This is a genomic window from Nostoc cycadae WK-1 (assembly GCF_002897135.1).
In the GTDB taxonomy this organism is placed as follows: Bacteria; Cyanobacteriota; Cyanobacteriia; order Cyanobacteriales; family Nostocaceae; genus Nostoc_B.
Map to the genome: position 1 here is coordinate 244,715 of NZ_DF978429.1, position 21,035 is coordinate 265,749.

17 protein-coding genes and 1 pseudogene are annotated in these 21,035 nt (G+C 39.9%); 14 read left to right on the forward strand and 4 right to left on the reverse strand.

Annotated features, from left to right (window positions below):
- Positions 1 to 249: MgtC/SapB family protein (locus NCWK1_RS15060; RefSeq protein ID WP_146033996.1), on the reverse strand; the 249-nt coding region annotated here is incomplete at its 3' end.
- Between the two features lie 414 nt (positions 250 to 663).
- Here NCWK1_RS15060 and ssuD point away from each other — a divergent pair.
- The 3 genes from ssuD to sfsA all read left to right on the forward strand — a co-directional run bounded on the left by ssuD (position 664) and on the right by sfsA (position 3,329).
- Complete coding sequence (gene ssuD / locus NCWK1_RS15065; RefSeq protein ID WP_103125268.1) at positions 664 to 1,824, forward strand: FMNH2-dependent alkanesulfonate monooxygenase; 1,161 nt, start codon at positions 664 to 666, stop codon at positions 1,822 to 1,824.
- Between the two features lie 25 nt (positions 1,825 to 1,849).
- Positions 1,850 to 2,416, forward strand: a complete 567-nt coding sequence (ssuE, locus tag NCWK1_RS15070; protein ID WP_103125269.1) for an NADPH-dependent FMN reductase — start codon at positions 1,850 to 1,852, stop codon at positions 2,414 to 2,416.
- 187 nt (positions 2,417 to 2,603) lie between these two features.
- Positions 2,604 to 3,329, forward strand: a complete 726-nt coding sequence (sfsA, locus tag NCWK1_RS15075) for a DNA/RNA nuclease SfsA (RefSeq protein WP_103125270.1) — start codon at positions 2,604 to 2,606, stop codon at positions 3,327 to 3,329.
- A gap of 76 nt (positions 3,330 to 3,405) precedes the next feature.
- Here the strand turns inward: sfsA and NCWK1_RS15080 are convergent, their stop codons facing one another.
- Positions 3,406 to 4,383, reverse strand: a complete 978-nt coding sequence (locus tag NCWK1_RS15080; RefSeq protein WP_103125271.1) for a carbohydrate kinase family protein — start codon at positions 4,381 to 4,383, stop codon at positions 3,406 to 3,408.
- Between the two features lie 478 nt (positions 4,384 to 4,861).
- On the opposite strand from NCWK1_RS15080, the gene pedR reads away from it, so the two are divergent.
- From pedR to NCWK1_RS15100, 4 genes are all read left to right on the forward strand, one after another.
- Positions 4,862 to 5,125, forward strand: coding sequence for a photosynthetic electron transport-dependent transcriptional regulator PedR (gene pedR / locus NCWK1_RS15085; RefSeq protein ID WP_096581660.1), 264 nt, complete (start codon positions 4,862 to 4,864; stop codon positions 5,123 to 5,125).
- A gap of 384 nt (positions 5,126 to 5,509) precedes the next feature.
- Positions 5,510 to 6,172: a DUF6391 domain-containing protein gene (locus NCWK1_RS15090; RefSeq protein ID WP_096581662.1), complete on the forward strand. Its 663-nt coding sequence runs from the start codon at positions 5,510 to 5,512 to the stop codon at positions 6,170 to 6,172.
- Between the two features lie 13 nt (positions 6,173 to 6,185).
- A complete protein-coding gene (locus tag NCWK1_RS15095) occupies positions 6,186 to 7,184 on the forward strand; it encodes a glycosyltransferase (protein WP_103125272.1) in 999 nt (332 codons plus the stop codon).
- A gap of 166 nt (positions 7,185 to 7,350) precedes the next feature.
- The gene (locus tag NCWK1_RS15100) at positions 7,351 to 7,752 is read left to right on the forward strand and encodes a hypothetical protein (protein ID WP_096581666.1); all 402 of its coding nucleotides are present in this window, start codon (positions 7,351 to 7,353) and stop codon (positions 7,750 to 7,752) included.
- Between the two features lie 106 nt (positions 7,753 to 7,858).
- Here the strand turns inward: NCWK1_RS15100 and NCWK1_RS15105 are convergent, their stop codons facing one another.
- A complete protein-coding gene (locus NCWK1_RS15105) occupies positions 7,859 to 9,262 on the reverse strand; it encodes a serine/threonine-protein kinase (protein WP_096581668.1) in 1,404 nt (467 codons plus the stop codon).
- A 306-nt stretch (positions 9,263 to 9,568) separates the two neighbouring features.
- On the opposite strand from NCWK1_RS15105, the gene NCWK1_RS15110 reads away from it, so the two are divergent.
- The 5 genes from NCWK1_RS15110 to NCWK1_RS15130 all read left to right on the forward strand — a co-directional run bounded on the left by NCWK1_RS15110 (position 9,569) and on the right by NCWK1_RS15130 (position 17,815).
- Positions 9,569 to 10,816 carry a glycosyltransferase gene (locus tag NCWK1_RS15110; protein ID WP_187308153.1) on the forward strand — a complete coding sequence of 416 codons (1,248 nt, stop codon included), beginning with the start codon at positions 9,569 to 9,571 and terminating at the stop codon, positions 10,814 to 10,816.
- 390 nt (positions 10,817 to 11,206) lie between these two features.
- Complete coding sequence (locus NCWK1_RS15115) at positions 11,207 to 12,394, forward strand: TRC40/GET3/ArsA family transport-energizing ATPase (protein ID WP_096581672.1); 1,188 nt, start codon at positions 11,207 to 11,209, stop codon at positions 12,392 to 12,394.
- A gap of 322 nt (positions 12,395 to 12,716) precedes the next feature.
- Positions 12,717 to 16,019, forward strand: coding sequence for a GAF domain-containing protein (locus NCWK1_RS15120; RefSeq protein ID WP_103125274.1), 3,303 nt, complete (start codon positions 12,717 to 12,719; stop codon positions 16,017 to 16,019).
- 60 nt (positions 16,020 to 16,079) lie between these two features.
- A complete protein-coding gene (locus NCWK1_RS15125; RefSeq protein WP_103125275.1) occupies positions 16,080 to 16,685 on the forward strand; it encodes a DNA-3-methyladenine glycosylase in 606 nt (201 codons plus the stop codon).
- Between the two features lie 512 nt (positions 16,686 to 17,197).
- The gene (locus tag NCWK1_RS15130) at positions 17,198 to 17,815 is read left to right on the forward strand and encodes a PadR family transcriptional regulator (protein WP_096581679.1); all 618 of its coding nucleotides are present in this window, start codon (positions 17,198 to 17,200) and stop codon (positions 17,813 to 17,815) included.
- Positions 17,816 to 18,041: 226 nt separating this feature from the next.
- On the opposite strand, the gene NCWK1_RS15135 is transcribed toward NCWK1_RS15130, so the two are convergent.
- Positions 18,042 to 19,223: an RtcB family protein gene (locus NCWK1_RS15135; protein WP_096581681.1), complete on the reverse strand. Its 1,182-nt coding sequence runs from the start codon at positions 19,221 to 19,223 to the stop codon at positions 18,042 to 18,044.
- Positions 19,224 to 19,485: 262 nt separating this feature from the next.
- On the opposite strand from NCWK1_RS15135, the pseudogene NCWK1_RS15140 reads away from it, so the two are divergent.
- Positions 19,486 to 19,692, forward strand: a pseudogene (locus NCWK1_RS15140) (methyltransferase type 11); the annotation flags it as partial.
- 179 nt (positions 19,693 to 19,871) lie between these two features.
- Positions 19,872 to 21,014: an IS4 family transposase gene (locus NCWK1_RS15145; RefSeq protein WP_103124467.1), complete on the forward strand. Its 1,143-nt coding sequence runs from the start codon at positions 19,872 to 19,874 to the stop codon at positions 21,012 to 21,014.
- The last annotated feature ends 21 nt before the right edge of the window (positions 21,015 to 21,035 follow it).

Below are 21,035 nucleotides of genomic sequence, written 5' to 3' on the forward strand. Positions count from 1 at the left end.
TAACCCAGCAAAATTGCCTTGGTGGACTATTAGGGCATTAGTTGCGGCGTATGGACTATCACCTTCAGCCTGTAAGGGAATCATTACGAACAAGGCAGCACCCATACTTACTAACATAAATGTTCTCATTCCGGCTGGTCTACCACCTTGCTGACGGTTAAACCCAATCATACAACCTACTAGCAGTGCCATAATTAGCCGGAATCCTATATGTGGCCAATCATCTGAAGTAATAAACATCGGCCCCATTGTTTTATCTCCTTACATAGAAAACTAAATTTAGTACTTACTGCCAATAGCTAAATTGGCTACTTAATGATGTGTATAAAATAAAGTACGGTAAAGCTATTGGTTTTATGTAATTTAAGGTTAGTTTAACAAAAAGATAACAATAAGTAAATTAATACACACTAGAAAAAAAGTAGGCAAAGATATAGTAAATCCAAAATTTTTAGGTTTCGTTTTGAGTTTTTTTCTTGATTAGCTAACCTGAAAATAGGAAAAAGGAAAATATTTTTATACTCTGTTTGTGTTGTTACTAGCACCTAGCAACCTCAGTTGCAAAAAATCCCTTGCTTACATGAGTTCAATGTGTGATACTCTTGATGCAAGATAAAATACGGTAAATCGATAAAGTTACCGTTTTTGATAAGGATAAGACTCATGCAGCTACTATGGTTCATCCCCACCCACGGCGATGGGCGTTACTTAGGAACAGCAACAGGCGGGAGGTCTGTTAGCTTTCCGTACTTTCGACAAATTGCCCAAGCCGTAGATGACCTTGGTTACACAGGGGCATTATTACCCACAGGTAGGTCTTGCGAAGATGCCTGGGTTGTTGCATCAACTTTAGTATCGCTCACCCAACGGATGCGTTTTTTAGTAGCAATACGTCCGGGGTTGATGTCGCCAGCTGTAGCAGCAAGGATGGCGGCGACGTTTGACCGTCTTTCTGGGGGAAGATTGCTAATTAATGTTGTGACTGGTGGTGATCCGGTGGAGTCGGCTGGAGATGGCTTGCATTTGAATCATGATCAGCGTTATGAGTTAACAGATGAATTTTTAACGGTATGGCGATCGCTAGTCAGCAGCGAAACAGCTAACTTTAAAGGTGAGTATTTAGATATTCAAGATGGCAAAATCTTGTTTCCGCCTGTGCAGCAACCTTATCCGCCGTTGTGGTTTGGCGGTTCTTCTGCTGTTGCCCAAAAAATCGCAGCCAAGCATGTCGATGTTTATTTAACTTGGGGTGAACCACCCGCACAAGTGGCGGAAAAAATTGCCGCAGTTCAAAGACTTGCAGAGGCAGAAGGTAGAACTTTGCGGTTTGGTATTCGTCTGCATGTGATTGTGCGGGAAACCGAGAGTCAGGCGTGGGATGCAGCGAATGAATTGATTCGTTATGTAGATGATGAAGCGATCGCCAAAGCCCAAAAAGTATATTCCCGGATGGATTCTGAAGGGCAACGTCGTATGAGTCAGTTACACAAAGGCAGTCGAGAAGCCCTAGAAATTAGTCCGAATCTCTGGGCTGGTGTGGGTTTAGTGAGGGGTGGTGCAGGTACAGCCTTAGTAGGCGATCCCGATACAATCGCCGCCAGAATGCAGGAATATGCAGACTTGGGGATTGAAACCTTTATTCTGTCTGGTTATCCCCACTTAGAAGAAGCCTATCGCGTTGCAGAACTACTATTTCCCCGTCTGCCGTTAGAAAATTTACCCAAAGTCGAAACACAACATATCATCAGTCCCTTTGGGGAAATTGTTGCTAACCAAGATTTCCCCAAAAACAACGCGCGGGAAAAAGCCACATCTATATCTTAGTTTGAGAAATCAGGAACTTAATTATATGACTCGGATTTTAGCGATCTCTGGTAGTCCTTCCCATCCTTCCAGAACCTACGGAATTTTGGAATATGCCACCAAACTATTAGCAAAAGAAGGCTTACATATAGACATTATTTCTGTGCGGGATTTACCTGCGGAAGATTTATTGTTTGGCAAATATGACAGCCCTGCCTTAGAACAGCCTAAAGCTTTATTAGCCCAAGCCGACGGGGTAATTATTGCCACTCCAATCTACAAAGCTGCTTATACAGGTGTACTCAAAGCCTTTTTAGATTTATTGCCACAAAAATCATTGACAGGAAAAGTCGTGTTACCTCTGGCGACTGGCGGCACAATTGCCCATTTGTTAGCTATTGAATATGCCCTCAAACCCATCCTAGGCGAGTTAGGCGCACGCAATATTCTCGCCACAGTGTATGCAGTAGACAAACAAATTCAAAAGCAACCTGATGATAGCGTCCTGCTAGACGAAGAACTTGAACAAAGGCTCAAAGATGTTCTACAAGAATTCATCAAAGCTGTGAAATTGTCTGCGATTGAATCTCCACAACTCGCACACGCCAATTAATCTCATGTTCGGTGAGAAGATCACCGGACATGATGTAAGGCACAAGTTTATACCTCCGCTTATTTGCTACAGATGGGTAAATTTTATCCATCTGTTTACTTTTTGAGAATATCTAGGTTTTTATTTTCAAACCAAAGACTAACCACGATATGATGCTCTGTGCATTTGTGGTTGATTTTGCAAAAAAATGCTTGATTGGCTTTATCGTTACCCTACCCTTTACCCTGGTGTTTTACTTAAGCGCTACAAGCGCTTTTTTGCTGATGTGCAACTTGCTGATGGCCAAATAGTAACAGCACATTGTCCCAATACAGGGCCAATGACGGGAGTCTCAACCCTTGGTAGTTTAGTACAGTTATCTAAAAGTGATAATCCTCAACGTAAACTGGCTTACACCTTGGAACTAATTCAAGTACAAGATAACGAACCAACTTGGGTAGGTGTAAATACAGCCTTACCTAATCGCATCGTTAAACTAGCTTTAGCAAAATATTTATTTCCAGAATTGGGTAATTACAACCAAATTAAAGGTGAAGTGGTTTATGGCTTAGATAAAAAAAGTCGTGTAGATTTTTTGTTAACAGGTAGTGATACAGAACGCCCAATATATTTAGAAGTAAAAAATACAACTTGGGCGCAAGGAACTTTAGCATTATTTCCCGATACAGAAACCACCAGAGGACAAAAACATTTACGAGAACTAATGGCGCTGTTACCCTTAACACGTTCTGTCATGTTGTACTTTATCAACCGAAGTGATTGTACAGAATTTGCCCCTGGTGATACTACAGATCCAGTATATGGGCAGTTATTACGGCAAGCGATCGCCCTTGGTCTAGAAGTGTTACCTTGTCGTTTTGATATTTCCCCCGAAGGTATCCGTTATTTAGGTTTAGCTAAATTAATCATTTAAACTACTTGGTGATTTACAAACCTCAGCAATGCACTTCTTTTTAAAGGGGCAAACGGCCGTTCGCCCCTACTATTGCTTAAATTTGATGAGCCACGAGAAAAGATTCGACTTCTGCGGCGGTGGGTTGAGAAGCGATCGCACCTGGTTTAATCGTAGTCAATGCTCCCACAGCACTAGCATAAGTAACAATCCGCTTGGCTATATCGGCATCTGCTAATTTCTGAATACCATGCTGACTTAGTTGGTGGATAAATCCTGCCAAAAAGCTATCTCCTGCGCCAGTTGTGTCAGCTACTTTTACAGGAAAAGAAGGTAACACACCTTCGCTGCCACTTAAACAATAAGCGCAACCTTTGTCACCATCTGTCACCAGCACCCCTTCCACAGAATTTAACCGATAAGTAATGGCTCCTGCATCTGCGGTATCAAATAACCATTCGGCTTCCTCTTTAGAGAGTTTGAGAAAGTCAATGCGCTTAAATATGTTTTGAATTTTTTGCCGCGCGATATTTTCGTCTTGCCAAAATACTGGTCGCCAGTTTACATCTAGCACAATTTTCAGGTCGAATTGTTCTGCTAAATCTAAAGCGCGATAAACTGCCTGTTCGCTGTCAGGATAGGCTAATTCTAAAGTACCCAAAACGATAAAATCTGCCTCTTGAAACAGCAAAGCGGGTAATTGCTTGGCTTGTAGACGGGTGTCGGCAAATTCAGATGTATCATATTGACCAAAGCCAGCGAAAGTGCGATCGCCTGCTAAATCACGCACTACATACACCTGTCGTGTTGGCGCAGTCGGATGGCGTTGTACACCCGTTATATCTACACCAACTTCTTGTAGTAACTCAACCAGCGCATTTCCCGGTTCATCCTCACCCACGGCTCCGACAAATCCGGCGGTAGTTCCCAGTTTCACCAAAGCACAGGCTACATTAGCTGGCGCTCCTCCGGGATAAGGAGTCCAAGACTGTACCTCCTCTAGCTTTAGCCCTAACTGATCGGCTAAACAATCAAACAGAATTTCACCAAGACACAAAACACGGGGATTGCTCATCTCAATTTTAGATTTGCGATTTGGGTTTAGGAAGGAAAGAAGAATCCTGATATCAGAATTCAAAAATAAATACTGTTCAAAATTTTTCTACCTGAACTCTGAATTCTAAATTCTGAGTTTTCCCTGTTGACCCCTGACTTTTCAGGTCTTGTGAGGTCAGTATAAAATCTACAATAATCTTCATTATCTGTCGCCAGTCCTTCATAGAATTAAATAGCAATTTTTATCACTCTTACGGAATATGTAGGCTCTAATTCCTGCTTTTGCTTTTTAAGGATTAATACTTAATCAAATATTAAATAAAGTATAGTAAATAACTTATAGCCAAGTATTAGTAAATTTTTCACCCAGTTAAACTTGAAAAAAATTATTGTCAATCGTATTGCAGCTAACACTTCAAATCCCTACCAACAAAAGAATCTTCTAGAATTAAATAGAGTGATTAAGTACATATACCAAAGAGAGGATAGAATCAGTCATGGCTGGTGGCGAGTCTCAGACCCCTGTTACTCTGTCAGACAGAGAACTGCAAATTATCGACTTAGTGGCCGCTGGCTTAACTAACCAAGAAATTGCAGCAAAACTAGAAATTAGCAAACGAACAGTTGATAACCACATCAGCAATATTCTCACCAAAACCCAAACCGAAAACCGCGTGGCTCTCGTCCGTTGGGCTTTACAATGGGGAAAGGTTTGCTTGAATGATGTTAATTGCTGTTCCCTACCTAACCAGAACGAGTGAATTATGTGCTAGTACAGATGCGGTCAATGGCGTTTGGCAGATGCCATAAATCGCGTCTTAATATAGCGATAAATTTCGTCTGGCGTGCAGCTACGACAGTTAGACGGTTCACTGCTTGTTTTCCTCCTCACGCATCTATTTCAGCGTGAACCTTTAGTTCTCGCTCGCATCAACATCAGGCAGAACAGATTACTTAGTTATTAGTTATCGTGCAAGACTGTTACCGTTGATGCAGTTTTACCAAACTGCATCAACGGTATATTTCACCATATTTAAAAAGATATTTATCCAGTCATCAATAAAAATTAGCAATAAACCCTTGCCACAAGCGCTACATTTGTAAGAAATCTATATTGCTCCATCAGTTTAGGGAGCAGTGTTGCTATGGAAACTTCTGCTTCTGTTCAAAGTAACTTGTCTTCCTTTAACTTTTTTAACTTTGACTTCACTACGCCTCAATCTACCTTAGATGCTGATTTAGTCAGACAGCTATCATTCGTTCCTGGTTTAAAAGAAATACTTATGCTGCGGCAAGTTCACGCCCTAGAACATGCTACTGTCTGGGTTCTAAGTGAAACAAAAAACGCTCATACTCCCCCAGGAAGACCAAATACCATTCAACTTGATAACGAATTATTGGGCGGTTTATCTACTGATCAAGGATTTTACCTTTATGGTGAAGTGAATATTAGCAACTTGCGGCGTGCCGTAAGTCAAGCCCTGTATCGCCTAACACATGGCGAATGGGATTTAGCAGTACATCCCCGTTGTGGTACGAATTTATCAGTAACAATGTTGTTAACAGCTGGACTAGCTGTAGGTGTGAATTTGTTGTTACCTTTCCGGCCAGTTGAACAATTAATTGGTTTAGGACTAGCAGCGACAACAGCAGCAGAAATTGCCCCAGATATAGGTTCCATCGCTCAACGTTATTTGACAACGGCTATTCCTTTTAACCTGACCGTAGAAAATATTACTGTGAATCGTGATGTTTGGGGCAGGCAAGGGCATTTTATCAAGGTAAAATGGCGAGAACCTAATTCGTAATTTGTAATTTGTTATGCGAAAACTTTATTTCCTACTTCCTGGAACCAGTGGCAAGTTTGCCTGTGGTGGTCTCTGGGCAGAACTAAAAACATTGAAACTTGCTCAACAAATTTGTAGTGCGGAAGTTGTCACTTACCGCCAAAGAGAAACAGATAAGATATTTTTAAATGACTTGCTCAAAGCACAAAATTTAAATGATGTAATTTTTGTTATTAGTTGGGGATTTGATGTTGCTAAATTAGCTCACAAACTGAAGCAACAAAATGTGGTTTATCATGCCCATAGTTCTGGTTACAAGTTTAATTTACCTGCAAGTATTCCCATTATTACTGTGAGTCGCAACACATTGGGTTATTGGGGTCAAAAGTCTCCCAATACCCTACTGTATTATTTGCCAAATGAAATTAGCCCTGAATTTAAAAATTTACATCTAAATCGAGATATTGATGTGTTAGTGCAGGCGCGAAAGTCTTCTGAATATTTATTAACCGAGCTAATTCCTGCATTAAAACAAAAATGCAATGTGCAGGTAGTTGATTATTATGTAGAAGATTTACCTGGATTATTTAATCGGGCTAAGGTTTACCTTTACGATTCGGCAGAATACTGGGCGCAACAAGCTGTCAGCGAAGGTTTTGGATTGCAACCAATGGAAGCTTTAGCTTGTGGATGTCAGGTATTCTCTAGCATCAATGGTGGACTTTCAGATTATTTAGATCCTGGATTTAATTGTTATAAAATTGCTGGATATTCTCAAGAATATGATGTTGTCAGAATTCTGAAAGTAATTCAAGCTTCATCAGGTTTAAGTTTGTCAGAACAGGTGCTAAATGAGTACCGCTATGAAAATATTCTTCAAAGACTACAAGTGATTTTAGATGAATTAAATGAGTTTTTTGACCACAAACAAAATTATCAATCTAATATTAAAAATTTGACGCAAATAAGATTAAAAAAATTAATAATTAAAAGTATATATAATAAAGCGAAGAAAAAATATTTTCAGGGTTAATTAGTGCGGAAGAGTAAAATTACTGATATGGATATGGATGGACAAGTGTGACAGTTTTGCTAATGGAACACAGTAAAATTTACAGGAGATTACATTTGAGTTGGTTGCGGATAACATGGAATTGCACTTGTAGGTATCACATATAACTTAATTCAGGGGTTAAAGTATGAAACGCCCATTTATAACTTTAGCTGTGGTTGTCAGTGCGATCGCCCTTGCTCGTCCTGTCCAAGCTCAATCAGCCGAAATCGCACCACTGACTATCGAACGCAACGAAGCTGCTACCCTGATTATTGAACCAATTACAATCAACAGTAGCGCAATTAACGCCAGCGATCGCGCTCATACCTTAAGGCAAATTGCTAACTCTATCGGGCGAGTCCGCGAAGAAAAAGGATGTAAAAATATTAAACCTTTAGAAATTCTTAACGATCCTGAAGCAGCAATTAAGGAATGCGAAAAACCAAGTAATAGCGAACCAAATCAACGTAACGGTGAACCAGTAGATTATTTAAAAGTTCCTCGCCTAGATTCTGGTGGTGTCAGTTTGACGGTTACTCAGTTTTAAAACAATCTCCAAATAATATTGATTTGTGAAAATTAGTCAGCTTTAGATCCCCGACTTCTTGAATAAGTCGGGGATTTGGTTTTTGAGAAATTAACAATTTCAGGCTTTATTCAATCACAAAAGATTGAATCATTTTTTCCACTATCGGCAAAAATTTTTGATAATCTTCCAGGTTTGCAGTATAAGTAATGATATAGGCATTATCATTTTGTAAAGTCCAAACTTGTAGACTTTTTAACCGACCAGTATCACTCTTCCCTGTAAATACTAGTTGGTTTGCCCGTTTATTTGCCAGTGTTGTTTCATGGGAACTTTCTATTTGGGCATCATCTATAGTATTTTTAACTTCTCGAATAAATAAATCTTTTGACTCATCTAAAGTACTAGAAAGTGGTTCGACTCTAATAGTCAAAATTTCGGGAAACTGGTCAGCATCACTTTGTTTAGGTGATAAAAATGTGACTATATCTTGAGTCACTGCATTGGGTGTTGCTTGGACTGACCAATTTTCAGGATAGTTAATTTTTACTCCCTGAGCAGCATAGTTGAGAAAGTTAGTTGTGTTAATTTTCAGTTGAGATAAAATTATCACTCCGACTGCAACTGCTACTGTAATTCCTAAGCCCATCACAAATCTTTTTGGCAAAGATTGTTGTAGTTTAGTTAATGGTGCTTTGTCCAGCATTTCTAATGCTTGCAATACTGACTCGGCTGTAGGATAACGCTGACGAAAATCATAGCGCACCATTTTATCTAAAATACTGGCAAACTGTGGGCTAACTTTGACTTTGTTACGCCAATCAATTTCCCCTGTAGCTGGGTTTCTGGGTAGTGAATGACTACCAGCGGCTGGATTTATCCCTGTTAAAGCCAAAATAGCAATGATACCCACTGCATAGATATCGCTACTTAAATGGGGATTGCTATTAGCTTGTTCACTCGGCATATAACCAGGTGTACCAATAGCCACAGTAAAACTTGTTTGCCCAGAGGTGCTAGTCATTTGGGTACTAACTTGTTTAACTGCTCCAAAGTCAATTAAAACTATTTTGCCATCTGATTCTCTGCGGCGAATATTCTCAGGTTTAATGTCACGATGAATGACATGATTTTGATGCACAAATGCTAAAACAGCCAGTATATCTTTTAACAGTTGAATAACAGCAGATTCAGTTAATTTATCACTGTAAGGTGGGAGTTCTTGTTTGAGATCATGACCGGGAATAAATTCCTGCACTAAAAAGAATTCTTCATTTTCGGCAAAGTGAGCCAATAATTGCGGAATTTGGTCATGTTTCCCTAACATTTCCAAAATAGCGGCTTCTAAATCAAAAAAGCGTTTAGCTGCATTTAAAGTGTAGGGATCATTAGCCAGTGGCTTAAATTGCTTGACAACACACTGGGGATTTCCCGGTCGTTGCATATCTTGAGCTACAAAAGTCGTGCCAAATCCGCCTCGTCCCAATTGAGTCAGAATTTGGTAGCGTCCCCCGACCGTTTGACCCAGCATGAAGTTTCCCCTCTCTTTGAGAATAACTACTCACTGATTTGTTAATCTTGATTTTTGCACATACAGCAGAATTCAGAATAAGTTTCTATCTGTCATCAAGTTCTAAGTAGTGGCTGACAACCAGTAGAGGTGACATATAGCAATCCGGTTTGATGGGTAAACTACTCGTAGAGACAGGGAGTAGATGTGTAAGCAACTGATTGAGGATTGCTAGATTAATTGTGATTTCTGAATTCTCAGTGCTGAGTTCTTGAAAGTGCATCTCCTATGTTTAATAAATACAAGTAAATAAATTGAAGTTTGCTTATGAGTATTAGTCTGTGCATGATTGTGAAAAATGAAGAAACTGCGCTACCAAAGTGCCTGAATAGTGTTAAAGATTTTGTTGATGAAATGGTAGTTTTAGATACAGGCTCTAGCGATCGCACTGCCGAAATTGCCCAACAATTTGGGGCAAAAGTACATCATTTTCAATGGTCAAATAACTTTAGTACTGCCCGCAATGCAGCTTTAAAATATGTCACTGGTGATTGGGTGCTGGTTTTAGATGCGGATGAGATATTGACTCCCAGCATTGTGCCACAGTTGCAAGAGGTAATCCAAAGTGATGAATATATCTTAATTAATCTGATCCGCCAAGAAGTAGGTGCAATTCAATCTCCCTATTCTTTAGTTTCGCGGTTGTTTCGCAATCATCCCGAAATTCGCTTTGAACGGCCTTATCATGCTTTAGTCGATGACAGTGTAGCGGCAATTTTACAAAAAGAACCTCATTGGCAAGTCGGTTATTTGCAGGGTGTAGCGATTCTGCATACAGGATATCAGAAGAGTGCGATCGCGCAAAATAATAAATCGGTCAAAGCTCAAGCCGCAATGTTAGAGTTTCTTTCCACCCATCCCAATGATCCTTATGTTTGCAGTAAACTAGGGGCGCTCTACGTTGAAACTGGCAAAATCTCTCAAGGTGTAGAGTTATTGCAACGTGGACTTAACCAAGCAACTGGTCAGTCAGTACCGCAAAAAAACTTAGCTTGTATGGCGGCAAATCAATTAGAAGAAAACTACGAAATTTTATATGAACTCCACTATCATTTAGGCATTGCTTATAATCATTTAAAAAAGCCACAACTATCCCTAGAACATTATCAAGCTGCCATTAAATTACCAATTTATCCGATGCTAAAATTGGGAGCATATAACAATTTAGGCAACTTACTTAAAGATGCAGGCGATTTAAACAGTGCCAAAAAAGCTTACGAAACAGCTTTAAAGATTGACCCAGATTTTGTGACTGGACACTATAACTTAGGAATGACATTAAAGGCTTTGAATTTGTTTACTGATGCGATCGCTTGTTATCAAAAAGCCATCAGATTGAATCCTTATTATGCAGAAGCATATCAGAATTTAGGTGTAGTGCAGCTAAAAGTTGGCAATCTCCAAGCTAGTAAGACAGCTTTTAAAAATGCGATTCTGCTACACGAACAACAGCATAATCTCGAAGAAGCAAAAAGACTGCGCCAAGGTTTATACGAAATAGGATTAATCAGATAAATAGGACTCACCCAAGTGTCAGATTTTTTTCGTTGAGGCTGTCAATAGTCAATGGTCAATAGTCCAAAAAAACCTTGACTTTTGACTATTGACTCTTGTACCAAAAAATAGGTGTGCCAGTTGCGTTGCGTAAGTCCTGATAAATACTCGTTCCCATTTGAGATTTGAGAATTTGGATGAGAAACTTGATTAGCTATTCCAGAATTTGGGATTGGGGCAACTTGTGAGTCGGAAAATTACGTAATAATAAAAGAAGAGTATTTTTTTGGCAGAGATATTGAGTATCAAATTCATACTTAATATCTCGCTGAAAACTAATGATTGCCTCTTTGAGCATTAATTAAGCATTTTAGAGGACTCACAAGCTAAAAACCTTATAAATTCGAGATAATGCGCGTAATTTTGATGACAGGCAAAGGCGGTGTGGGAAAAACCTCTGTTGCTGCCGCTACGGGACTTCGTTGTGCAGAACTTGGCTACCGTACACTCGTTTTGAGTACAGATCCTGCACATTCCCTAGCTGATAGTTTTGATTTAGACCTGGGTCATGCACCCAAACAAATTCGCCCAAATTTGTGGGGTGCAGAACTGGATGCACTGCAAGAACTCGAAGGTAATTGGGGCGCGGTGAAGCGCTACATTACCCAAGTTTTACAGGCGCGAGGTTTAGAAGGAGTCCAGGCCGAAGAATTGGCGATTTTACCAGGGATGGATGAAATTTTCAGCTTGGTAAGAATGAAACGCCACTATGATGAAGGGGATTTTGATGTTTTAATCATTGACTCAGCCCCCACTGGTACAGCTTTGCGTTTGTTGAGTTTGCCAGAAGTCGGTGGCTGGTATATGCGCCGCTTTTACAAACCGTTTCAAAATATCTCGGTAGCACTGCGTCCTTTAGTGGAACCAATTTTTAAACCTATTGCGGGTTTTTCTTTACCCGACAAAGAGGTAATGGATGCACCTTACGAGTTTTATGAACAAATTGAAGCACTGGAAAAAGTATTAACAGATAACACCCAAACTTCTGTGCGTCTTGTCACTAATCCAGAAAAGATGGTGATTAAAGAATCGCTACGCGCTCATGCTTATTTAAGTCTGTACAATGTAGCTACAGATTTAGTCATTGCTAATCGGATTATTCCTCCAGAAGTAGAAGATCCATTCTTTCAGCGTTGGAAACAAAATCAAGAAGAATATCGTCAAGAAATTCACGAAAATTTCCATCCTCTACCTGTCAAAGAAGTGCCGCTTTTCTCAGAAGAAATGTGTGGCTTGGCAGCCTTAGAAAGACTGAAGGATATTCTCTACAAAGATGAAGACCCTAGTCAAGTTTATTACAAAGAAACAACAGTTAGAGTGGTGCAAGAACAAAACGAATACAGTTTAGAACTGTATTTGCCAGGTATCCCAAAACACCAAATTCAACTCAGTAAAACAGGTGATGAGTTAAACATTACAATTGGCAACCATCGCCGCAACCTCGTACTGCCGCAAGCTTTGGCAGCACTACAACCTGCTAGTGCCAAGATGGAAGAAGATTATTTAAGAATCCGCTTTGTCAATAATACTAGAGTTTAATTTTCTAGTAAAAAGACTAAAATACAACTGAAAAATTAACAGTAGAGACAGAATATTTTTCTGGTCTCTATTTTTTATCACAAGATAAATATCTGTTTATTTGAACTTTTTAACCAACAAAAATTTATCAAAAATCTATAAATAGAAGAGAAATTTTTTATAAAAAAAATAATGTAAAAACCTGTAACAAAAACCTCAGAGTATTTACTGTATTTTGACCGTGGTTTTACTGTGGACAAATAGATTCTAGGAAACTCACAATGATTTTAGATTTATCGATGACTCGTTATTTAATTTCTGATTTTTTTAAAATTTAAAAACAATGTCTCAAATAGCGGATCTAAATTTGCGGACAAGACCCGATCAAGAAAGTCTTCTACGCCGGATTACAAACCGTATTCGTCAAACATTAGAGTTAGAAGAAATTATTGCAACGACAACAGCAGAAGTACGCTACTTGCTGGGAACTGACCGAGTAATGATTTATCAGTTTCATGCTGATGGTACTGGTCAAGTTGTTGGTGAGTCAATTTATGAACAGCGTTTACCTTCACTGTTAGGGCTAAATTTTCCCGCCGATGATATTCCGCCCCACGCCCGTGAACTATTTATTAAGTCTAGGGTACGTTCTATTGTGAATGTGGAAATGCAACAGATTGGCCACAGTCCCTTAAGTAAAGTAGAAACAGGCGAACTGAAACCAGAAGATATGCGCTATCGCCCCGTAGATCCTTGCCATGCTGAATATTTAACGGCTATGGGAGTCAAATCTTGTGTAGTAGCGCCAATTTTTCATCAAGAGCAACTTTGGGGGCTGTTAGTATCTCATAATTCCCAAGCGCATTCTATTTCAGAATATGAATTAGCAGCGATGCAAATGGTGGTAGATCAATTATCCGTGGCGATCGCCCAAAGTAATCTGCTCACCCAAGCCCGCGCCAAAGCGGAACGGGAAAGTGTGATTAATCGCATTGCGACTCTCCTGCATTCACTCCCTACGATTGTTTTACAACCAGCATTAGAAGCAACTGTGGCTGCTTTTAAAGGTTCTGGTGGCAGACTGTGTATGAGAAACGAAGCTTTTAACCTCCAAAATGGTCACGTTAGGAGTCTCAACGAATGTTTAATTCCAGGTAGTGATTGCATTAAAGTGTACACCTGTGGACAACAGCCAGAAATACCTGAAGATACTATTTATCCTTTAATGGAGCAGTATAGTGTCTGGCAACAACATTATGAGACGAAGGTATACGACGTTTGGGCTATTAACGATATTTATCAAACCCCAAATTTGCGAACTTTACAACTGGCTTTTCAGCCAACCAAAATTCGCAGCCTGCTAATGATTCCCCTCTATTATCGTCAGCAGTTAGTCGGCTACTTGAGCATTTTTCGAGATGAAATAGACACAGAAACCTTGTGGGCGGGTCAAATTGACCGCGATCGCCGCCAGCTTTTTCCCCGTCTGTCTTTTGATATCTGGAAGGAATCAAAAACAGCCCAAGCGCAACAATGGACAGCAACAGAAATTGAAATAGCTAGAGAAATCGCTAAACATTTTGCTTCAGCAATTCAACAATATGAACTTTATCAACAAGTACAAGCCTTTAATCATAATTTAGAACATCAAGTCAAAAGGCGCACACTAGAATTGCAACGCACATCAGAACAGCAACAAGCTGTGTTTGGTGTGATTGCCAAAATTCGTGAGTCTCTAAATATCGACACGATTTTTCAAATCACTACCCAAGAAGTCTGTCAGTTAGTTAAAGCCGATCGCGTTTCAGTTTATCGCTTTACAGAAGAATGGGGTGGCGAATTTGTTGGAGATTTTGAAGCTGCTAGTCCACATTGGACAAATGAAGCCAAAATTAGGGTAAATACCGTTTGGAATGACACTTACCTACAAAATACCGAGGGAGGGCGTTACCGCCATAACGAAACATTTGCCGTCGATGATATCTATAAAATGGGCTTTACTCAGTGCCATGTAGATAATCTAGAGTATTATCACATTCATGCTTTTGTCCTAGCTCCTATTTTTGTCGGGCAGAAACTGTGGGGCTTACTTTGCACCTACCAACATTCTGGCCCCCGCGAATGGAAACCTTCGGAAGTTAGCTTTCTCAGCCAAATTGCGGCTCAATTGGGCATAGCCCTGCAACAGGCCCAGTTACTCATGCAAACTCAGCAACAAGCTGCTGATTTGCGGAAAGCCGCAGAACAACGACAGATATTGTTTGAAGTAGTTGCCAAACTGCGAGAATCTCTTGACTTAGAGACAATTTTTAGTGCAACGGCTCATGAAGTTCGCCGCACTTTAAATGCTGACCGAGTTGTTGTTTATCGCTTTGATCCGAATGCTGAACTAGATCAGGGTGAAGTAGTTGCCGAGGATATTTTACCTGGGTTTGTCTCTACTATCGCTTTAAAAATTCAAGACACTTGTTTTAAGCAAAAATATATTGCCTTGCATCGTCAGGGAAGGGTACATGTAATTACGGACGTTCACAACTCTGGACTCAACCCTTGTTACTTGAATATGCTGGAGAAACTTCAGGTAGAAGCCAATTTAGTAGTTCCTCTAGCTAAAGGTAATGAACTCTGGGGTTTGTTGTGTATTCATCAGTGCAACCAACCGCGTGAATGGCAAGCTTCGGAAATTCAATTTGCAACTCAAGTCGCGACTCAACTTTCTGTGGCGCTAGAGCAAGCTGATTTACTCTCCCAGACCAAACAGCAAACCCAACAATTAGCTGAGGCTCTGCATGAATTACAAACAACCCAAACTCAACTTATCCAAACCGAAAAAATGTCTTCACTGGGTCAGTTAGTAGCGGGTGTTGCCCATGAAATCAATAATCCGGTGAATTTTATCTATGGCAATTTATCCCATGTCCGGGAGTATGCTGATGATTTGCTGGGAATGCTACATCTGTATCAGAAACAATATCCCAACCCCAGTTTAGAAATTTGCGATCGCCTGGAAGATATTGATTTAGAATTTCTCTCGAAAGATTTGCCGAAAACTCTTTCTTCGATGAGTGTTGGTGTGGAACGCATCCGGCAAATTGTCATGTCCTTACGTAATTTCTCTCGCCTTGATGAAGCGGAAATGAAGGTAGTGAATATTCACGAAGGACTGGATAGTACACTGCTGATTTTACAGCACCGCCTGAAATCAAAACCAGACAGTGCTGACATTCAAGTCATTAAGGAATATGGTGATTTGCCATTGGTAGAGTGTTATGCAGGGCAACTCAACCAAGTATTTATGAATGTGTTGAGCAATGCGATCGACGCTTTAGAATATCACCCAGAATCAGCAACTCATCAACATCAAGTTACCATTCGCACTACTCTTGGTGAGATGAACAACAATATATCTAGTGTGGTAATTTACATCAAAGATAATGGTGTAGGCATCCCGGAAGCTGTGAAAAACAGAGTCTTTGATCCATTTTTCACAACTAAACCCGTGGGTAAAGGTACAGGTTTGGGGCTATCCATTAGTTATCAAATTATCGTAGAAAAGCATGGTGGTCTTTTTCAATGCGATTCCCAACCAGGCCAAGGTACAGAATTTCGCATTGAAGTACCTATTCAGCAAAGTATTCATACTTGAAGTGCTGAGTGCTGAGTAAAATTTACTCGTTGATGATCAGCACTTTTGGGGTAAAAGAGTATGACTGCTTGCATTGATGCAGCTTGGCTGAGTCGTCCCTCAACTTTACTGGCACCTGAGCTTATTGGCTGTACTCTAGTACGACAAATGCCAGATGGTAATATCTTGCGAGGACTCATTGTCGAGACAGAGGCTTATGCAGCTGATGATCCGGCAATGCACGCTTATCGTGGCCGGACTACTCGCAATCAGGTGATGTTTGGTGCTGCGGGTAAGGCCTATGTGTATTTAATTTATGGTGTTTACCACTGTTTGAATGTTGTCACTGACCAAGATGGAGTGGCTAGTGCAGTGCTTCTCCGCGCCTTGGAGTTAGAGCAAGTGCCTATGTGGGTTGACCATAAACACAAACTCAAACCACACCGCATTGCTGCTGGGCCAGGCAAACTTTGCCGCGCTTTGAAAATTGATCTGACATTGAATGCAACACTTTTAGAGTTTGGTCAACCACTCTGGTTAGAATACCGCCATCCTGGGTTTCAACAACAGCTAGAACAAGGAAATCTCACTTTAATTCAAACTACCAGGATTGGTTTAACCAAAGGAGTAGATTTGCCTTGGCGTTGGTATTTATTGAACAGTCAGGCTGTATCTCAAAAAGGATAAGCGATCGCTCTCAGTAATATTTTGTGTTGCTGTATGATTCATTACTTCTATTTAAGCAGATCATTTGAGCGATCGCATCAATGTTTATATATCGTAAAATACCCTACTTTAGATAGATGATTTATTTTGTTATTACTATATTGCTTTATTGCTGCAACATCTTCGTCTTCATATGCAGGGTCAGGCGGCTAGAGAATGTAGGCGATAAGTAAAATTTACCATTTTGCCTATTCACGCAACAACGCCGTCTCTAACAGTAAAGTTTGCCATGATGTCAGCCTGGATTTTACCTTTTTAGGGTATGAAATCTCTAGCCAGGACGTGTATCTCTAAAGTCTGAATAGGATTTGGACATAAACCCCTACAAGTTCTTGGATGTGTATCAATATTTCGGTGAATTGGTATAAGTCCGGTCTGCGTCCCTATTGTATGAGTTCTAAAATTTTATTCCGATATATCGTAATATATCGCGATATATCGTATGCTAGAGAAAGTTAATTCAGAAGTAATTTATGTTTAGACATTTTCGTTCTCGCTTTATGGCCTTGGCATCAGCGGGAGTTAGCCCAGAAGAACCATTTTTGGCAAATTATCGCTTTCATCACAGCAGACACAATCATGGCAAGCACTCCGGCGAGCAAATGTTTGGTCGCGGTTGGGGAGATGAATATCGAACTCGTCGGGGCGATATCAAGTTTTTGCTGTTGGAAATGCTATCAGAGCGCCCCAGTCATGGTTACGACCTCATCAAAGCGATGGAATCTCGATATGGTGGGTTTCATCGTCTGAGTCCAGGCTCGGTCTATCCCACACTCCAGATGCTAGAAGACGGAGGTTATTTAACCAGTGAACAGCAAAGTGGCAAACGAGTTTATAGCATCACCGAGGAAGGCAGAAAATTACTCCAAGAACGTGTCCAACAACAAGATGAAGATTCGCCTTGGGATACCTTCAAAAGCTTTGTCAAAAGCAAGCCACAGGAGTTTATTGAATTGCGGAAAGCAGCAACAGAGTTAGCTTCTGTTGTTATGCAGGCTGCCCGTAGTGGCGATGTCGAACGGATAAATCGGGTGCGTGAGTTGCTAGAACAGGTAAAACGAGAAATTTATGGAATATTGTCAGAAAAATAACCAGGATTGTAAAGGCTGAATATTCGTGTATCAATTTGTAGACGAACGCAACTATGCTACAAGTGATTCATAGTTACGTTTCCATAATCTGCAATAGAGAAATTGTATGGCATTGCATAAATGCGGGATGAATTAAGCTTTTTAGTAAAGTGAACTATCGATTTTTTGCGCCTTTGCGCGAAACAAATTTCATCCCGTTAATCAGCAACGCCGTAAAGCGCTTCATTTAACCTTTGACGCAAACAACTTGCTTGAGTGTTGCGACAACTTCCACCAAATCAGATTGATTTTCCATCACTTGTTCAATCGGTTTATAAGCACCAGGAATTTCATCTAAAACATCATTATCTTTCCGACATTCTACACCTTTAGTTTGCTCAATTAAGTCGTCAAGGGTGTAAACATTTTTCGCCTTACTTCTGGATAATAATCTGCCTGCACCATGACTGCAAGAACAGAAACTCTGGGCATTACCTTTACCTTTGACAATGAAAGATTTCGCTCCCATTGAGCCAGGAATAATCCCATAATCTTCTGTTTGGGCGCGGACTGCTCCTTTACGAGTTACGTAAACATCTTCACCAAAATGTACTTCTTTTTCGGCGTAATTATGATGACAATTTACCTGCAATAAAGGTTTAGTTAATTTCCCACCCGCTAAATGTTTTTCGATGATGTGTTTAAAACGTAGCATCATCACATCGCGATTGAAACGAGCATAGTCTTGCGACCACTGCAAATCATGCCAATAAGCTTGAAATTCTGGGGTTTTAGCCACAAAGTAAGCTAAATCAGGATCAGGCAATTTATTACCTGCCATTTTGGTTAATTCTTTGGCAGTATTAATATGACATTGGGCTAATTTATTGCCAATATTGCGTGAACCAGAATGTAACATCAGCCAAACTTGATTCTCTGTATCGAGGCACACTTCAATAAAGTGATTTCCTCCACCGAGAGAACCCATTTGTTTCATTGCTTTAGTTTCCAAGTCTTGCACACCTGGATGTAAATCTGGAAAATCGCGCCAACGTTGCCAGTTAGTAACTGATTTTTCAATATCTTTGTTTTCGTTAAAACCTGTGGGAATTGCGGCTTCAATATCTAGGCGAATTTTTTTAAGTTTTCCTTCTAATTTTTCGCCTGAGAATGGCATTTTAATTGCACACATCCCGCAACCGATATCAACACCCACAGCCGCAGGAATGATAGCATCTTTGGTAGCTATGACAGAGCCAACTAAAGCACCTTTGCCTAAATGTACATCTGGCATTAATGCTACATGTTTAAATACAAATGGTAGGGATGCTACATTTTTAGCCATCTTGGTTTCATCGCTGGCTAAAGGATGATTTGCCCAAGATAAAACGGGTGCTGGTGTGTTGATTGTTAATTTTTCGTAGGGCATAATTTTTTGATTTATAAATATGTTTTGCAGTGATAGTTTGGATGACAGTATTTATTAGTGATTAATCCCTATTTTGATAAGTCAAGTTTTGCATAGGATTTTGCTTATTTGCCTGCATGATTTTACCTGTATTACAAATGTAGTATATAAATTAGATGAGTGTCAATCCTCGCGGTGATGAGCAAAAGCAGATTTTGGCAAGATATATTAAAATTTGTCAAGAAAATAGATCGTTCATCAGGCTAAAACCAATTTTATAAAAATGGCTCAAAAGACCATCTGGGAAAGTTTTTTATCTCCAGTAGTACGTTTTTTGATTGATGAGGAGAAGTTAAAGCGATACGCGCTGAGTATTGATTGGGAAGAAGAAAGCCATCGCTTCCGTTCTGCGGATGTGACAATTCCTGCGTACTACAAGCACAATTTTCATGGAATCACGGGAGGATATCTTAATTCTAGTGCGGCGGTGTTCAAGGGGCGACAATCGCCTCTAAAGCAAGCCAGATAAAGGTTTTAGGCTTACAAACCCCTTAAAAAATTTGGGTGCTTATTGAGAATGAACTGTATAGGGATAGTAGACTTTTCTATGGAGAGCGGTTTCGTGGTAAAAAAGAACGGTCTCGTAATTTGACCAAGACCGTCATAATAATGCTGGCATCATTCTACCAAAACTTCTTAGAAAAATACCTAAATAAAGCACAGTTAATCACCCTGAAGATGTTGGTGTGGTTGTTACAAAATCAGAAGCAGGTAAGGATAGAAAGACTGGCAGCGACGCTACCTTTACCTATACAGCAAAACAGTCGTAGACGGCATTTACAAAGGTTTTTAACACTGAATGCCTTAAGTGTAGTATTGTTGTGGTTTCCGATTATTGAAGCAATAATTAACCAACATTTTAAACAGGGGTCACAATTAACCATTGCAATGGATAGAACACAGTGGAAAGAAAACAATGTGTTGATGGTGAGTGTAATTTACCAAAAGAGAGCTTGGCCAATATATTGGTGCTTGTTAGAGAAAGAGGGTAGTAGCAACTTAGAAGAACAGCAAAAAGTATTACGTCCAGTAATCCGCTTATTAAAAAAGTACAAATTAGTAATTATTGGAGACAGGGAATTTCACAGCGTCGAACTAGCGCAATGGCTCCACAAGCAGAACCTCAGTTTTGTATTTCGTCAAAAGAAGGACACGACTTTTCGAGAGAAAAGGCAAAAATTTCAACCTTTAAGTAACATTGAGATTTATCCTGGTGTCCACCAATTTTACACAAATGTTAAGGTGACTCAAAAGCAAGGGTTTGGTTGTTTCAATTTGGCTGTTTATTGGAAAAGGAAGTACAGAGGTAAACAAGATAAAGAAGCTTGGTATTTATTAACTAATTTGCCTGATTTCAATACTGCTCTCAAAATCTATGCTCAACGTTTTGGGATTGAAGCTATGTTCAAAGATTGTAAAACAGGTGGCTACAATTTGGAAAGCTCTCAAGCCAGTCCTGATAGACTTGTACGTTTAATCTTTTTGATTGCTTTAGCAATGACTAGTGCTTGGATACAAGGTCAAAAAATTAAATTACAACGACAACAATCTTATGTTTGTCGCTCCCAAGAGCAAGGTAAAACTGAAAAAAGGCACAGCAACTTTTGGATAGGTTTATATGGTTTTAATTGGATAGTTGCGTGGCAAGGGTGTCAAGCATGGGTCGAGGCACTAGTCGGTTTGATTCGCAATAAGCGGGCATATTATCAGCGAGGTTTAAAGGCTATTAAGCTTATACAGCAAGCACTTTAGGGAGCTTGTCGCCCCTTGAAG

Coding starts and splice junctions, on each gene's coding strand:
- NCWK1_RS15125 (WP_103125275.1), top strand. CDS start 16,080: ATGACTGCTTGCATTGATGCAGCTTGGCTGAGTCGTCCCTCAACTTTA.
- NCWK1_RS15120 (WP_103125274.1), top strand. CDS start 12,717: ATGTCTCAAATAGCGGATCTAAATTTGCGGACAAGACCCGATCAAGAA.
- NCWK1_RS15130 (WP_096581679.1), top strand. CDS start 17,198: ATGTTTAGACATTTTCGTTCTCGCTTTATGGCCTTGGCATCAGCGGGA.
- NCWK1_RS15080 (WP_103125271.1), bottom strand. CDS start 4,383: ATGAGCAATCCCCGTGTTTTGTGTCTTGGTGAAATTCTGTTTGATTGT.
- NCWK1_RS15100 (WP_096581666.1), top strand. CDS start 7,351: ATGAAACGCCCATTTATAACTTTAGCTGTGGTTGTCAGTGCGATCGCC.
- pedR (WP_096581660.1), top strand. CDS start 4,862: ATGGCTGGTGGCGAGTCTCAGACCCCTGTTACTCTGTCAGACAGAGAA.
- NCWK1_RS15115 (WP_096581672.1), top strand. CDS start 11,207: ATGCGCGTAATTTTGATGACAGGCAAAGGCGGTGTGGGAAAAACCTCT.
- NCWK1_RS15090 (WP_096581662.1), top strand. CDS start 5,510: ATGGAAACTTCTGCTTCTGTTCAAAGTAACTTGTCTTCCTTTAACTTT.
- NCWK1_RS15105 (WP_096581668.1), bottom strand. CDS start 9,262: ATGCTGGGTCAAACGGTCGGGGGACGCTACCAAATTCTGACTCAATTG.
- ssuE (WP_103125269.1), top strand. CDS start 1,850: ATGACTCGGATTTTAGCGATCTCTGGTAGTCCTTCCCATCCTTCCAGA.
- NCWK1_RS15145 (WP_103124467.1), top strand. CDS start 19,872: ATGCTGGCATCATTCTACCAAAACTTCTTAGAAAAATACCTAAATAAA.
- NCWK1_RS15095 (WP_103125272.1), top strand. CDS start 6,186: ATGCGAAAACTTTATTTCCTACTTCCTGGAACCAGTGGCAAGTTTGCC.
- NCWK1_RS15135 (WP_096581681.1), bottom strand. CDS start 19,223: ATGCCCTACGAAAAATTAACAATCAACACACCAGCACCCGTTTTATCT.
- sfsA (WP_103125270.1), top strand. CDS start 2,604: ATGCTTGATTGGCTTTATCGTTACCCTACCCTTTACCCTGGTGTTTTA.
- ssuD (WP_103125268.1), top strand. CDS start 664: ATGCAGCTACTATGGTTCATCCCCACCCACGGCGATGGGCGTTACTTA.
- NCWK1_RS15110 (WP_187308153.1), top strand. CDS start 9,569: ATGAGTATTAGTCTGTGCATGATTGTGAAAAATGAAGAAACTGCGCTA.